The sequence below is a fragment of the Rhizobium gallicum bv. gallicum R602sp genome, assembly GCF_000816845.1.
GTDB lineage: Bacteria > Pseudomonadota > Alphaproteobacteria > Rhizobiales > Rhizobiaceae > Rhizobium > Rhizobium gallicum.
Map to the genome: position 1 here is coordinate 2,326,328 of NZ_CP006880.1, position 13,036 is coordinate 2,339,363.

Consider the following 13,036-nt stretch of genomic DNA (forward strand, 5'->3'; position numbering starts at 1 on the left):
CCCCCAGTGAAAAAGACTTTTGGCAAATCTACAGTTCATCGCGTGAAGAGCAAATGCGAACATGTGCCGAGCCAAACGTTTCGAATGCTGAAAGAGATGGACCGAACTATGGATATGCGAAACGATGCTCGGGTGAAGCACATCGTAATGTGGAACCTTCTCGCCGATCCCGCGGGGCAAAAGACCGCGTCCATCGAAGCCGTGAAAACGAAATTCGAAGCGCTGCGGGGTGTCGTACCGGGCCTTCTTCACGTCGAAGTGGGCGTCGATTTCAGCCGCGTGGATTATGCTTGCGACGTGGTGCTGTACACGGAATTCGAGAATGCAGAGGCGCTCGCCGCTTACGCGGAACACCCAGCGCATCTGAAAATCCGTGATGAACTCCAGGGGGTTCGGGTTCAGCGCTATCAGGTTGATTACACACCAAACGCGGGAGAGTGACGATGCACGTTGCCGTTCACTGTGTCGATTTTCCGGACGCCCTCGAGCGGCGCCTCGAAAACTATGCTGCGCACCGGGCATACCTTGCGGCGGGAAGCGTTAAGACCGTGATCTCCGGTCCTCTTCTCGCTCCCGACGGGACCACAATGATTGGTTCCTTGTTCGTCTTTGATGCTTCGAGCGTTGCAGAAGTCGAAGCCTTCAACAGGGCCGACCCTTTCAATCAGGCCAATGTCTGGAAGGCAATTTCCATCCATCCATTCAGCCTGCGTGTCGACAACCGGGAGTAAGAAGATGCAGAGCCTATCGAACCGTTTTGTCTACAACGCGAACCCGTCGCGTGTTGTCTTCGGGACAGGCACGATCGAAAGCCTGCCGTCCGAGGTCGAACGACTTGACCTCAAGCGAGTGCTGGTCCTGTCCACACCCCAGCAGGTGGAACTGGCCGAGGCGCTCTCCTCCCGGTTGGGAGACAAGGCGGCCGGTATCTTCAGCGGCGCCACGATGCACACACCTGTCGCGGTGACAGAGGAAGCGATGAAGGTCGCCGCGGAGACTGGCGCTGACGGGATCCTTGCCGCCGGCGGTGGATCAACCACGGGTCTGGGCAAGGCGCTGGCGTTGCGCACCGGTCTTCCGCAGATCATCATTCCGACGACATATTCCGGTTCCGAAATGACCCCGATCCTCGGCGAAACAGCGGATGGCGTGAAGAAGACCGTCACGACGCCGAAGGTCCTTCCGAACGTCGTGATCTATGACGTTGACCTGACCATGTCTCTGCCGGCATCGCTCTCAGGGACGAGCGGCATCAACGCAATCGCGCATGCCGTCGAGGCTCTCTACGCAAGGGATAAGAACCCGATCATCGACCTCATGGCGAGCGAGTCGATCGCCGCTCTCGCTGGAGCGCTTCCGGCGATTAGCCTCGATCCAGGTAACACGGACGCTCGACGCAAGGCTCTGTATGGCGCATGGCTTGCCGGCGTTTGCCTCGGCGCGGTCGGCATGTCGCTGCACCACAAGCTATGTCACACACTCGGCGGTACTTACGATCTTCCCCATGCCGAGACGCACACGATCGTCTTACCGCATGCCCTCGCCTACAATGCATCGGCCATCCCCGACGTCATCGACCGCCTTCGCGGCGTTCTGGGTTCCGAGAACCCTGCCCTCGCGCTCTACGACCTCGCCGGCGCCGTTGGTGCGCGCAGAGCGTTGAAGGATATCGGAATGCCGGAGGACGGCATTTCGGAAGCCTGCTCGATCGCCCTTTCCAATCCCTACTGGAACCCGCGTCCGCTCGAAGGTGAGCCGTTGGAACGCTTGCTTCAGCGGGCTTGGGCCGGCTCCCCCCCGGTTATGGAGTAAGGTTATGCCATCCATTCAATTCTCGCTTCCCGATACTGTTGTTGTCACCGGCACGGCGTCCGGCCTCGGACTCGATGTGGGACGGCTCTTGCTGGCCCAGGGCTGCCGCGTTGTCGGGGTCGACACCGCGACATCGGAGCTCGAAGGACGGGCTGGCTACCAGCAGGTGACCGCGTCCATTGCCGAAAGCGAAACCTGGGATCGCGTGACCTCGGCCATCGATAGCGCCGGCCCTGGCTCACTGGGCCTTGTGTCCTGCGCGGCGATCCTCGACGTGGCCGCCGTTCCCAGCTTGAGCCGGGCGACCATCGACAAGGTGATGGCCGTCAACCTAACTGGCACGGCGCTCGGAATGGCGGCGCTCATCCCTCGCATGGAGGCGGCAGGCGGCGGATCCATTGTCGCAGTCGCGTCGATCAATGCCAGCCTCGCCGAGCAGCAGCTCGCGATCTACAACGCCTCCAAGGCGGCGGTTCGCCAACTGGCAAGAACGGCGGCTCTCGATCATGCCCGCAAGGGCGTTCGCATCAATGTGTTGAGCCCCGGGCCCATGATGGCAGGACTTTTCAAGCGCCACGCCGAAAGCGCGACCGACACCGAGAAGTTTGTCGCGACGCGGGCCAACCGACAACCGCAAGGGAGGATCCTGGAGGCCGAGGAAGTTGCGCGTGCAGCTCTCTTCCTTCTGTCCGACGGGGCGTCCGCATTGCTGGGTGCGGACATCATTGCTGACGGCGGGCTGACCACCGGCTTCGACTTCCGGACCGGCGCCGAAGGCGCCTCAGTCTGAGAGCTATTTTTTATAGGAGGAAAAAATGGAATCTGGGCTCAGCGGCAAGAAGGTCATAATCACCGGGGCGGCCAACGGTATCGGGCGCGCTACAGCTCTCGCCTTCGCCAAGGAGGGCGCGATTGTTGGCCTTCTCGATATCGACGCCAAAGGCCTCGACGAAGTGGCCGGACGGGTACGGCAGCACGATGGCGCGGCGATAACCGCGGAGGCGGATCTTTCGACCGCGAATGGCGTCGATGGCGGCATGAGCGAGCTTTTGGAGGCGCTCGACGGCCATGTCGACATACTCGTCAACAATGTCGGCGCCGGCGCGGTTCGCAGCTTCGACGACGTCGACGATGATGCCTGGCAGTCGACCCTGTCGCTCAACTTCATGAGCTACGTTCGGGCAATCCGGAAGGCGCTGCCGATCCTCCGCGAAAATGGTGGCGTGATCATCAACAACGCTTCGGATCTCGCCCGCCAGCCCGAACCGGTTCCCGTTGACTACTCTGTTTCCAAGGCTGCGATTCTCGCCCTGACCAAGGCGTTGGCTCGCGCAGAAGCACCCAAGATCCGCGTCAACGCAGTGGCGCCCGGTCCCATCTGGTCGCCCTTCTGGGACAAGCCCGGCGGGTTCGCCGAGACCATGGGCAAGTATCACAAGATGGAACCGCATGCTGCCGTCGAGCACGAGATGAAGCTTCGCCAGCTGCCGTTGCAGCGCCTCGGCACTCCGGAAGAGGTCGCCAACGTCGTCGTGTTCCTGGCTTCCGATCTGGCGTCCTATGTGACGTCCTCCGTCTGGGGCGTCGATGGCGGCTCTGTCCGCTCCATCGTCTGACATGACCCCCTCTGGTTCGGCCGCTCGAATCGCGGGCGGTCTCGAGTTCATCATCGCGGGCGTCTGCGGCGCGATCGTCGCCAACCTATATTTCGCGCAGCCTGTGGTCGGCGAAATCGGCGCCGCTCTAGGCCTGTCACCCGAGCGGGCAGGCCTGATCGTCACCCTTACCCAGCTGGGCTACTGCTGCGGCTTGCTGCTGCTCGTCCCTCTCGGAGACATCCTCGAGAACCGCCGACTGGCGCTTTCGGTGCTGGCCATCGGCTTCATCGCGGCCGTGACAATGGCCGTCACGAAATCGCACATCGTTTTTCTGCTGGCATCCATCGGGCTCGGCGTTGGTTCGGTATCGGTGCAAATTCTTCTGCCCTACGCTGCGGCTCTGGCGGACCCGCAGCGACAAGGCGTGGTTGTCGGGCGGGTTATGGCGGGGATCCTGACCGGCATAATGTTGTCCCGGCCCGTCTCCGCGCTGATCGCCGGCGCGCTCGGATGGCGATCGGTCTTCGGGCTGGCGGCGGTCGTCTGCGTCCTCGCGGCCGTTTCGATCTGGCGGCGCATGCCGCCTCGGAAGCCGGACAGTACGACAAACTATGCCGGCATCATCCGATCCCTGTTCTCTGCGGCCACGAACAACCGGCTATTGCAGCGTCGCGCGGCCTACCAGTTCCTCATGTTCTACTCCTATACGCTCTTCTGGACCGCGCTACCCTTGCTGTTGTTCGGGTCGGCTTATGGAATGAACCATTTGCAGGTCAGTCTGATCGCGCTCGCGGGAGCGAGCGGCGCCGCCATGTCTCCCGTTGCCGGCAAGATTGCCGATCGCGGACTCATCATTCCCGGTACGACGATCGCCCTCGCGGTCGGGGTTCTGGCCTGGGTCATCGTGGCATTCGGTGCATCCGGCGGCGCAATCGGTGTCATCGTCCTGACGCTTGGGGCAATCGTGCTCGACGGCGCCGTGCCGGTCTCTCTGGTGATGAGCCAGCGTGAACTTTTCTCTGCTCATCCCGAACAGCGCTCCCGTCTCAACGGGCTGTTTATGGCAATGTTCTTTGTCGGGGGCGCACTTGGTGCGAGCGTAGGCGTCTGGGCGTTCGAGAGCCAGGGTTGGCTTGGAGTGGTGGTTGCCGGCGCTGCTGGTCCAGCCGCGGCGCTGGTGCTTCATTTGATTTCCACGGCCAGGCGGTCGACCACTATTGTAGGAGGAACCTCGAAATGAAAGCAGCTCGTTTCTATGCCAAAGGCGATGTACGTGTCGAAGATATCGACAAGCCAATGGCGCTCCAACCGGACGAGGTGCTCGTTCGGAACAAGTTCTGCGGCATTTGCGGTACCGACCTGCATGAGTTCGCCGATGGCCCACATTTCATCTCGGACGTGCCGAACGCCTTTTCCGGGGCCTCCATCCCGGCGATCCTGGGGCATGAACTCAGCGGCGAGATCGAAGCTGTCGGCGCAGACGTCAAACACCTGCGTCCTGGCGACCGTGTTGCGATCCAGCCCCACATGGGACCGGCCGACGGATACTTCGGGGTACGCGGCCTGCATTTCCTGGGGACGCGGGGCGCTGCCACCGGCCTGACCTGGAACTGGGGTGGCTTTGCCGATTATGCGGTCATGAAGGCCTACGCCACGGTGAAAATGCCGGACGGGCTGAGCTACGAACAGGGTGCAATGGTCGAGCCTGCTGCGGTTGCGGTGACGGCCATCGACAGAAGCGGCCTGGAGCCTGGGGGGGCGATCCTGATCACCGGCGGCGGCCCGATCGGCGCCCTCGCCGTCATGGCGGCGCACGTCGCTGGCGCCGGCAAGATCGTCGTGAGCGAACCCAACGCTACCCGGCGCGAGCGCATCGAGAACCTTGGTATCACGGTCGTCACGGTGGATCCCACCGCAGTTTCGCTTGGGCAGTTCGCCCGCGACAACACGTTCGAAGGCCTCGGCTTCGATGCCGCCATCGAGTGTGCAGGCAATCCTCGCGCCATAACCGATTGCATCAAGGCGGTCCGCCCGCAGGCGACGGTGGTCCTTATTGGGCTCACAAATGCGAAGGTGGAGTTCACTCCGTTCGACCTCATCACCCGCGACATTCGTCTGCAGGGGTCCCTGTGTTATCCGACGACGCTGTGGCCAAGGATCTACTCGATGATCGAGAGCGGACGCCTGCCTGTAGAGCGCCTGATCGACGAAACGATCTCCGTCGACGATATCATCGAGAAGGGATTCCAGCCCCTCCTCGATCCGTCCGGCATCAAGATGAAGATCCTCGTGCAACTGAACGCCTAGATGAAATGACGCCGGGGTGTGCCGCTGTCGCTGCGGCACACCTGAATGGTTCCTAGCCATGACACGGTTGAAGAGACCGCTCACGACTCCTATCAAAATAACGGTGCTGATCCGTGAACTCTTTCGCCTTTCCAGACAGAGTGCTTAGCAGCTTCGGTAGCGTTTTCCGGCCAGAAATCAAAGGTACAAATTTCGGCCCGGCAAGACTGTACGGTCAGTTTCGCATGCGCGTTCGGAGCAGCGGAGAACCTGTCCATAGGACGATGCTCAAACTCCCCAAAAAAGAGCGAGGCTGCACGCCCCCCGAGGGGTGCTGCCTCGCTGATGCGCCTGGGAGGACGCGAGCTAAATAGGTTTCAAAACGAAGTCGAATGTGGCTTCTCCTTTCGACTTTGCGCTCGCGAACGGCACGAAATCGATGATGAGAAGGCAGCCCGATCACGGCGCTCCGCGCCACGGCCTGGTGCACCACACAAGCCCGATGCCGAAGACCCCGGGCTTGGTAATTGTTGGACTCAGACGGCGACCTCCACTTCGGCGCCGGACAGAGCGGACGACTTGAACAGGGCCTCGAGCAAGTGGTTCACGTTGTGCGCCTGTGTCGCCGAAACGGCCGCGGCCGACCCAGACCTCAGCGACCCGACGAAAGCTGCTGCCTCCCGGTCGAAGTAGATCGGGTTGCCGATCTCTGCGATCTCCGGCGAGTACACGGTCTTCTTGGTGGCCCAGATTTCCGGAAAGCTCGTCTCACGCCACTCCGTCCAACCCTGCTGGAACCCGTTCCTGCCACTGTCATAGATCTTGTAGGACGAGGGCAAGGGACAAGAGTGCATGATGCCCTCCGTTCCATATGCCGACAGATCCCAGCTTTCGGTCCAGGACAGAGGATCCCACGACATGAAGTCGACGGTGACGAGCTTGTCGGCATAATTGAGGATCGCACCGCCGGCGTCCTCGCGGGAGTTGCTCCCGAAAGCCGATGCGAATTTTGTAATCCGCGCGTTCACGCTTTGGGGCACGCCGAAGTGGAGCAGAATCCGATCGATCAGGTGGCAGGCAATAACGAACATTGCGCCGCCAATATCTCCGGGCTGGTTCATGTGCGGCGTGGCGGCTTCATTGTGCGAGCAGCCCGCATGCGCCCTCACCTGCAGCACCTTGCCGAGCCGGCCGCTCGAAAGAACCTCCTGCATCTTGTCCACCGAAGGAGCAAAACGCCAACAGTAACCAACCTGGAACAGTCCGCCCGTCCGCTCAACGGCCTCGACGATCCGGGCGGTATCGGCAGACCCCCGTCCCGCTGGCTTCTCGCACAACACGGCCTTGCCGGCCTCAAGCGCCTCGATGGTCAGGTTGGCCATGCTGTGGCTCTTGGGATGCACGAGGACCGCGTGGACGCCGGGATCGGCGAGGATCGCTTCCTTTGTTCTGGCTTCCAGCCCGAGAGCGTCGACGAAGGGGGTGAGCAGCGGACTGTCGTCGTACGCTCCCATCAGCCGAGCTCCGGGCATGCGCTGAAATGCCTTCACGCGTCCCGAGGTGTGCGGATGCGTGATGCCCAGGCAGGCGATACCAAATTCAGCACTTTCGCCGATCGCGTAGGTCATTTCCTTCTCCCTGAAACGACGGAATGGCGCCACTGACGGTCATCCCTTCCAAAAACCCGCAAATCTTCGGGGGCGGTCAAACCTTGTTGAACTGCACCCTCGACGAGGTGACGAGCGATGTCATCCACCTCGCCAGCTATGCCTCAACCGTATGGTGTTTTTCCCTCGGTCGGGCATTTCGATCGGAAACGCTACACCGTCTTTCCGAGCGAGGCTTCGAGCTCGGCGAGCTCCTGCCCGCCTGCCATCAGGCTTTGAAGCTCCTCGGAGGAAATATGGCCGCGATCGGCCGTGCCGAGGGTCTTGCCACGATTGAGGACGGTAAAGCGATCGCCGACAGCAAGGGCATGTCGGACGTTGTGGGTGATGAACACCACCCCTACCCCCTTCTTCCGCACACGGTCGATGGTCGACAGGACATTGGCCGTCTGACGCACGCCTAGGGCAGATGTCGGCTCATCCAAAATGAGAACCTTGGCGCCGAAATAGACCGCGCGAGCGATTGCCACCGTCTGACGCTCGCCGCCCGAGAGCGTCCCGACGGCTTGTCCGGGCTCACGCAGGTTGATGCCCATTTCGCGCATCTGTTCGAACGTGATTGCATCGGCCTTCTTGAAGTCGATCCGTTTGAAAGGGCCAAAGCCGGTTTCGGGTTCGCGGCCAAGCCAGAAATTGCGGCTCACGCTCATCAGCGGGATCATTGCCAGGTCCTGGTAGACCGTTGCGATTCCCGCGGCCAGCGCCGCCCGGGGGCTGGTGAAGTGGACCGGCTCGCCTTCAACTTTCATCTCGCCGTGCGTGGGAGCATGTACACCGGACATCGTCTTGATGAACGTCGATTTGCCCGCGCCATTATCGCCGAGCAGGCAGTGACACTCGCCTGCCTTGACATCGAAGGACACGCCCGAGAGGGCAATAATGTGACCGAAGTGCTTCTGGATATCGGTCATTTCAAGAATTGGTGCGGACATCATCGCTCTCCGGTGATCGCGCGGCGGATGTAAGTGTTGGCGATAACGGCGGCGAGGAGGATCGATCCGAGAAATACCCGGAACAGGGAACTCTCGACATTGGTAAAGAACAGACCCTGCTGCACGACGCCGAAGATGACGGCCCCCAGCGCGGCGCCAATAACGGAGCCATATCCGCCCGTTAACAAAGCACCCCCAATGACCACGCAAATGATTGCCTCGAACTCCTTCATCATGCCCCGGTCGGAGGCAGCCGAGCCGAACTCCACCGCCTGGGAAATTCCCAAGAGCGTGGCGCACAACGCCGCAACGATGAACATCGCCACCTTTACGCGGGCGACAGGTACGCCGATATACCGCGCAGCCTGAGGGTCGCCACCGGCCGCATAGATCCAGTTACCGAACCTAGTCCTGGTGAGCACCCACTGGCCGACGATCACCATAACGATAGCCCAAATGATCAACATCGGGATGCCGTCAACGATCGGCTGTCCCATTCGGGTGCCGCGGGTATAGGTCGCAATCCACCCCTGCTCTCCGAGCCATGCGAACAGCGCTCCGAGTGCCTTGCCGCCAAAAAGCCAGGCTACGGGATCACCTGCGGAGATATCGGCAATCCCCGACACGACCGGCTGCTTATTGAAGGTGATCGCGCTCCAGATCGTCAAGCCGCGCAAAATGAACATGAAGGCCAGCGTGACGATAAACGAAGGCAGTCCGGTCCGAATGACCAGCAGGCCATTGATCGCCCCGATCAGACCGCAAGCTAGTACGGTGACGCCTATGGCCGCCCACGCAGGCAAGCCAACATAGACAGCCAGCAGACCGAACATCATGCCGGAGAAGCCGACCATCGAACCTAGCGAGAGATCGAACTCGCCGGTGATCATCAGCAGCGAGACGCCGACAGCGAGGACGACGAATTGCGCCGAAACGGTGCTCCAGTTCATGATCCCGTCCAAGGCGAACATCTGCGTGTTGCCGGCAAGGATGATGAAGAATGCGAACACCGCGATGGTGCCGCCCATGGCTCCAAGCTCGGGACGGACGAGCGCCCGGCGGACAGTTGACGTGTGTTTAACGCGCTCGTCAGCGCCGATTGTCGTGGTCATTGCGATACCCTGAAGCTGTCGTAAGTTCCAAACGGAGGTCGTTCGCTTACCGGTATTTGCCGGCGAGCGACTCGACGAGAGCCAGGTTGTCCTTGGTCACGAAGCCGGGACCGGACAACACCGAGTTCGCCTGCAGGACGCCGTAGCGAAGGTCGTTGGTGAGGGTGATCACCGGCAGATAGCCCTGAAGGAACGGCTGCTGGTCGATGGCGAAGTTGATGACGCCATCCTTGATCGCCTGCGAGATCTCCGGAGTGAGGTCGAAGGTCGCAAAAAAGATCGTGCCGGCCAAACCGGTATCCTTGAGCGCCTTGATCGTCGGCAGGGCGGTCATCGGCCCCAGAGTCAGAACAGCGCCCGTATCCGGGTGGTTGGAAAGGTACGCCTTCACACGGTTTGCGATTTCGGTCGCGTCGGTACCCGAGTCGATCATCTGATCGCCGAGCGGCACACCCAGGCCTGCCGCAAAGCCCTCGCAACGCTGCTGCCCCGCGATGTTGGGGAAGAGGCTGTTGACGCAGAGAAACGAAGTGATGCCGGCGGCCTTCGCGCGCTCCCCGGCACCCTTGCCTGCGTCGAATTCGGGCTGTCCGACATGAAGCAGGGCGCCGAGCTTCTTGGATTCTTCTGCCGTGCCGGTGTTCATCGTGACTACGGGGATGCCCTTGGCAACCGCGTCTTCGATGGCGCCGCCGACCGTCTCGACATCGGGAATAGTGACGATGATCCCGTCCGGCTTTTCGGCGGCGGTCTGCTGGATGATGCGCACCATGTCAGCCAGGTCGCCGGTCGGCGGGTTGCGGAAGGTCACGGTCGCTCCGACATTTTCGGCGGCCAAGCTGGCACCGTTCTTCACGGTGTTCCAGAACGTCTCACTGTCAGGCGAATGATGGATGAGAACGTATTTCTCCCCATCCGCCAGAGCAGTTCCGGCAAAGCCCAGAGTGGCCGAGACAGCCAAACCAGCAAGCAACGCCGCCTTCAATACACGATTTTTCATATGTTCCTCCTCATGGTGACCAAGAGCGGTCTGTTTGGCAGCTGGCCGGGTGCGGCTGCATCACCGTCTTCTTTTCTCCAACTCCGAGACAACGTTATGCATTTCTATCCACTCGGGATGAACCGGGAGCGAAACAAAACACTATTGCATTGGCTGCAAAAATCTTCCGCTGATTGAACGGGCGGCCGGGTCATCTGAGGCGACGGGATCGCTCCCTATCCACAGCTACTACCCCCAAGTCAGACGAGTAAGACTGGCTATAACGGTCAGCGTCCTTAGATTCGGTTTCGAAAAGCGTTCAACGATATCCACACCTTGCCAGCCGTCGTGTGATCAGACGGATGTGGGCGATCATGATCCACGCTTCGGATGATGCGATGGAGCGTTCGACGTCCTTGGCCAACCTGCGGCATCTGCCGAGCCAGGCGAAGTTCCGTTCGATCCCCCATCGACGCGACAGAACCTCAAAGCCTTTCGCGTCGTCCGAGCCGGCATAGCCACCATCGGCGAAGACATGCAGCAACCATGGTCACCTGTGGCGGATGGTTCTCAGGAGATCGGGAGCACCGTCGCGATCCTAAATGTCGGGCGCTGTGCACCGGCATATTGCCGGCGGGTGATTTTGGTCCAGGCCATTGTGTTCTCCATCGAGTCTCGCAAATCCGAAGGAGTCATAACCTGTTGAAATCAATCACATCTTTTTGAGGCAGCCTTAGAGACAATGCGCCAGTACAGCACACCGTGCAAGGAGGCCGCACAAACGGTGGCAGATGATTTCCTCCGTCTCCTGAATGGGGCGATCATCGGCGCTATCGACGTAAGTGGAGGCACGGTCGATTAAGATATCGAGATAGCCTCCGCGGTTCCGTGCCGGGATTGACCCGAACGGCACAGCGACAGAGGAATGTCATCCAGAGCGCCGCATTGATCACCACAGGAGCGGACGAAGATGGTATAGCCCTCGACCCGACCACAACGCTGCCCCCTCTCGCCTTGAAAGGAGTCGAACTACAGACCCGCATGTTCCAGATTGCAGCATTTCGTTTCTCTATGAAGATTGCGATGTCGGAGTTGCTGGCGACCTTCTGCTTGGGAGGCGGCCTTTTGATGAACCGATCGAACATGGTGCGATCGAAAGCATAACCTGCAAATCCTGAAGCTCTTGAAAGGATTCGAACCTATCGCGACGCCGTCCAATGGATTAGATATTTGATTTAGCGATGAAATTCTGAGCGGCTTCGGTCAGACGGCCAAATCCCTTAACTCAATCGCATTTCGCAAACTTTCAGTTATTGCAGTTACCGGCTGTGGGCACTATATTGGCGATATCAGGAGATATCGCCATGGCCAGCCAAATCGTTCACTTCGCCGGACTGTCGGATCGCGATCGCAAGGCAGCCTCGCCTCTGCCGAAACTGGGCGCAGGCGACAGGCTGGAACTTCATGTTCGTCATGAAGGCGGGAAGGAACAGACGCTCTCGATACCGCCCTCGGCCGCCGCGGCAGTTGAGGCGCTTTTGGCGCACATGCTGCGCGGCGAACGTGTTGCCGTGCTGGCCGAAGATCAAGAACTGAGCCCGACCGAGGCGGCGGCTATTCTCGGCATCTCTCGTCCCCTCGTCGTCCTGCGCATGGATCGGGGCGATCTGCCATTCCGCTACGTGGGCAAACACCGCCGTGCTCTTCTAAAGGATGTGCTCGGGCTGAAATCCAGGCTCGACGTCCGTCAAGCGGCGGTTGACGCGCTTGCCGAAGATACCGAGGACCTGATCCAGACCCATGGCCTCTAAACCGCCTGTCGCGGTCTATGATGCCTGCGTCCTCTATCCATTTCATCTGCGGAATGTCCTGATCCAGTGCGCCTTTGATGGCCTTGTCGAGGCGCGCTGGACCGACGATATCCACGGCGAGTGGATGCGCAATCTCGCCGCTAACACTCCGGGTTTGCCCATGGAACGCCTGGAGCTCACGCGCGACCGTATGAAGGCCGTCCTCCCGGAGGCGGACGTGGTGAATTATCGTCCGTTGATCGAGGATCTTAAACTAGCTGACCATGACGATCGGCATGTACTCGCCGCTGCCATTGTTGGAAAAGCTTCTACCATCGTCACATGGAACCTCAAGGATTTCCCGCGACGAGACCTGCGGCCTTACGGCGTGACGAGCAAGTCGCCAGATGATTTCCTGGCTGACCTTCATAATACGTTTCCCGAGGCGCTTCTTTCGAGTGTCAGACTTGCGCGGCTTAATCTGCGCAAGACAACGCCAACGGTTGAAGGTTTCATCGACGCGCTTCAGCAAAATGGGCTGAAGAAATTTGCAAGGATGCTCCGCCAGAACATCACCTCGCTGGACTGATCCGGATGATCCGATCAACTTGCCGCAGTCGTCGCCTTCATTGCTTAAAGCAGTTCTCGCGATGCCACCTGAGGAACTGGGGATGCGGCCGCTCGAAGGACTGAGCGAGGGGTTGATCACAGCGTCGCTATGCCATCCCCTCGACAAGATGCCAGCCGAGCTTGTCGACGTCATGCTTCGCTTAATCGATCGCCGCGACGCGCATTCTATCGAACAACGCATCGTTCCGTTTGATATTCTTACGCCAGAAAGTTTGTGGACATAAGTGACT

The 13,036-nt window shown here is 60.3% G+C and carries 14 protein-coding genes and 1 pseudogene; 10 read left to right on the top strand and 5 right to left on the bottom strand.

Going from position 1 to position 13,036, the window contains the following annotated elements; translation table 11 throughout:
* The first annotated feature begins 84 nt into the window (after nt 1-84).
* Genes RGR602_RS34125 through RGR602_RS34155 form a run of 7 tightly spaced genes read left to right on the top strand, consistent with a single transcriptional unit; the run spans nt 85 to nt 5,717 of the window.
* Nucleotides 85-441, top strand: a complete 357-nt coding sequence (locus RGR602_RS34125) for a Dabb family protein (protein WP_223844105.1) — start codon at nt 85-87, stop codon at nt 439-441.
* Nucleotides 442-443: 2 nt separating this feature from the next.
* The gene (locus RGR602_RS34130) at nt 444-731 is read left to right on the top strand and encodes a YciI family protein (protein ID WP_040116295.1); all 288 of its coding nucleotides are present in this window, start codon (nt 444-446) and stop codon (nt 729-731) included.
* Between the two features lie 4 nt (nt 732-735).
* Nucleotides 736-1,812 carry a maleylacetate reductase gene (locus tag RGR602_RS34135; RefSeq protein WP_040116296.1) on the top strand — a complete coding sequence of 359 codons (1,077 nt, stop codon included), beginning with the start codon at nt 736-738 and terminating at the stop codon, nt 1,810-1,812.
* A gap of 4 nt (nt 1,813-1,816) precedes the next feature.
* Nucleotides 1,817-2,602, top strand: coding sequence for an SDR family NAD(P)-dependent oxidoreductase (locus tag RGR602_RS34140; RefSeq protein ID WP_052451895.1), 786 nt, complete (start codon nt 1,817-1,819; stop codon nt 2,600-2,602).
* Between the two features lie 25 nt (nt 2,603-2,627).
* Complete coding sequence (locus RGR602_RS34145; RefSeq protein WP_040116297.1) at nt 2,628-3,428, top strand: SDR family NAD(P)-dependent oxidoreductase; 801 nt, start codon at nt 2,628-2,630, stop codon at nt 3,426-3,428.
* A complete protein-coding gene (locus RGR602_RS34150) occupies nt 3,400-4,650 on the top strand; it encodes an MFS transporter (RefSeq protein WP_082046755.1) in 1,251 nt (416 codons plus the stop codon). Before RGR602_RS34145 ends, RGR602_RS34150 begins: the two co-directional genes overlap by 29 nt.
* Nucleotides 4,647-5,717, top strand: coding sequence for a zinc-binding dehydrogenase (locus RGR602_RS34155; protein ID WP_040116298.1), 1,071 nt, complete (start codon nt 4,647-4,649; stop codon nt 5,715-5,717). Before RGR602_RS34150 ends, RGR602_RS34155 begins: the two co-directional genes overlap by 4 nt.
* Before the next feature lie 515 nt (nt 5,718-6,232).
* Here RGR602_RS34155 and RGR602_RS34160 read toward each other — a convergent pair.
* The 5 genes and pseudogenes from RGR602_RS34160 to RGR602_RS34180 form a co-directional block, all read right to left on the bottom strand.
* Nucleotides 6,233-7,324, bottom strand: a complete 1,092-nt coding sequence (locus tag RGR602_RS34160; protein ID WP_040116299.1) for a Gfo/Idh/MocA family protein — start codon at nt 7,322-7,324, stop codon at nt 6,233-6,235.
* A 191-nt stretch (nt 7,325-7,515) separates the two neighbouring features.
* The gene (locus RGR602_RS34165) at nt 7,516-8,295 is read right to left on the bottom strand and encodes an ATP-binding cassette domain-containing protein (protein ID WP_040116300.1); all 780 of its coding nucleotides are present in this window, start codon (nt 8,293-8,295) and stop codon (nt 7,516-7,518) included.
* Complete coding sequence (locus tag RGR602_RS34170) at nt 8,295-9,407, bottom strand: ABC transporter permease (protein ID WP_040116301.1); 1,113 nt, start codon at nt 9,405-9,407, stop codon at nt 8,295-8,297. Before RGR602_RS34170 ends, RGR602_RS34165 begins: the two co-directional genes overlap by 1 nt.
* Nucleotides 9,408-9,453: 46 nt before the next feature.
* Nucleotides 9,454-10,407, bottom strand: a complete 954-nt coding sequence (locus RGR602_RS34175; RefSeq protein WP_040116302.1) for a sugar ABC transporter substrate-binding protein — start codon at nt 10,405-10,407, stop codon at nt 9,454-9,456.
* Between the two features lie 298 nt (nt 10,408-10,705).
* Nucleotides 10,706-10,984 (bottom strand): annotated as a pseudogene (locus RGR602_RS34180) (transposase); the annotation flags it as partial.
* 766 nt (nt 10,985-11,750) lie between these two features.
* Here RGR602_RS34180 and RGR602_RS34190 point away from each other — a divergent pair.
* The 3 genes from RGR602_RS34190 to RGR602_RS34200 all read left to right on the top strand — a co-directional run bounded on the left by RGR602_RS34190 (nt 11,751) and on the right by RGR602_RS34200 (nt 13,030).
* Nucleotides 11,751-12,197 (top strand): helix-turn-helix domain-containing protein, encoded by a 447-nt coding sequence (locus tag RGR602_RS34190; protein WP_040116304.1) that lies wholly within the window; start codon nt 11,751-11,753, stop codon nt 12,195-12,197.
* Nucleotides 12,187-12,765, top strand: coding sequence for a PIN domain-containing protein (locus tag RGR602_RS34195; RefSeq protein WP_040116305.1), 579 nt, complete (start codon nt 12,187-12,189; stop codon nt 12,763-12,765). Before RGR602_RS34190 ends, RGR602_RS34195 begins: the two co-directional genes overlap by 11 nt.
* A gap of 82 nt (nt 12,766-12,847) precedes the next feature.
* Entirely contained in the window at nt 12,848-13,030 is a 183-nt protein-coding gene (locus RGR602_RS34200; RefSeq protein ID WP_052451897.1) for a hypothetical protein, read from the top strand.
* The last annotated feature ends 6 nt before the right edge of the window (nt 13,031-13,036 follow it).

What these genes read in the sequence shown, in the direction of transcription:
- RGR602_RS34125 (WP_223844105.1), top strand. Translation starts at nt 85, where the DNA reads ATGCTGAAAGAGATGGACCGAACTATGGATATGCGAAACGATGCTCGG.
- RGR602_RS34130 (WP_040116295.1), top strand. Translation starts at nt 444, where the DNA reads ATGCACGTTGCCGTTCACTGTGTCGATTTTCCGGACGCCCTCGAGCGG.
- RGR602_RS34135 (WP_040116296.1), top strand. Translation starts at nt 736, where the DNA reads ATGCAGAGCCTATCGAACCGTTTTGTCTACAACGCGAACCCGTCGCGT.
- RGR602_RS34140 (WP_052451895.1), top strand. Translation starts at nt 1,817, where the DNA reads ATGCCATCCATTCAATTCTCGCTTCCCGATACTGTTGTTGTCACCGGC.
- RGR602_RS34145 (WP_040116297.1), top strand. Translation starts at nt 2,628, where the DNA reads ATGGAATCTGGGCTCAGCGGCAAGAAGGTCATAATCACCGGGGCGGCC.
- RGR602_RS34150 (WP_082046755.1), top strand. Translation starts at nt 3,400, where the DNA reads ATGGCGGCTCTGTCCGCTCCATCGTCTGACATGACCCCCTCTGGTTCG.
- RGR602_RS34155 (WP_040116298.1), top strand. Translation starts at nt 4,647, where the DNA reads ATGAAAGCAGCTCGTTTCTATGCCAAAGGCGATGTACGTGTCGAAGAT.
- RGR602_RS34160 (WP_040116299.1), bottom strand. Translation starts at nt 7,324, where the DNA reads ATGACCTACGCGATCGGCGAAAGTGCTGAATTTGGTATCGCCTGCCTG.
- RGR602_RS34165 (WP_040116300.1), bottom strand. Translation starts at nt 8,295, where the DNA reads ATGTCCGCACCAATTCTTGAAATGACCGATATCCAGAAGCACTTCGGT.
- RGR602_RS34170 (WP_040116301.1), bottom strand. Translation starts at nt 9,407, where the DNA reads ATGACCACGACAATCGGCGCTGACGAGCGCGTTAAACACACGTCAACT.
- RGR602_RS34175 (WP_040116302.1), bottom strand. Translation starts at nt 10,407, where the DNA reads ATGAAAAATCGTGTATTGAAGGCGGCGTTGCTTGCTGGTTTGGCTGTC.
- RGR602_RS34190 (WP_040116304.1), top strand. Translation starts at nt 11,751, where the DNA reads ATGGCCAGCCAAATCGTTCACTTCGCCGGACTGTCGGATCGCGATCGC.
- RGR602_RS34195 (WP_040116305.1), top strand. Translation starts at nt 12,187, where the DNA reads ATGGCCTCTAAACCGCCTGTCGCGGTCTATGATGCCTGCGTCCTCTAT.
- RGR602_RS34200 (WP_052451897.1), top strand. Translation starts at nt 12,848, where the DNA reads ATGCGGCCGCTCGAAGGACTGAGCGAGGGGTTGATCACAGCGTCGCTA.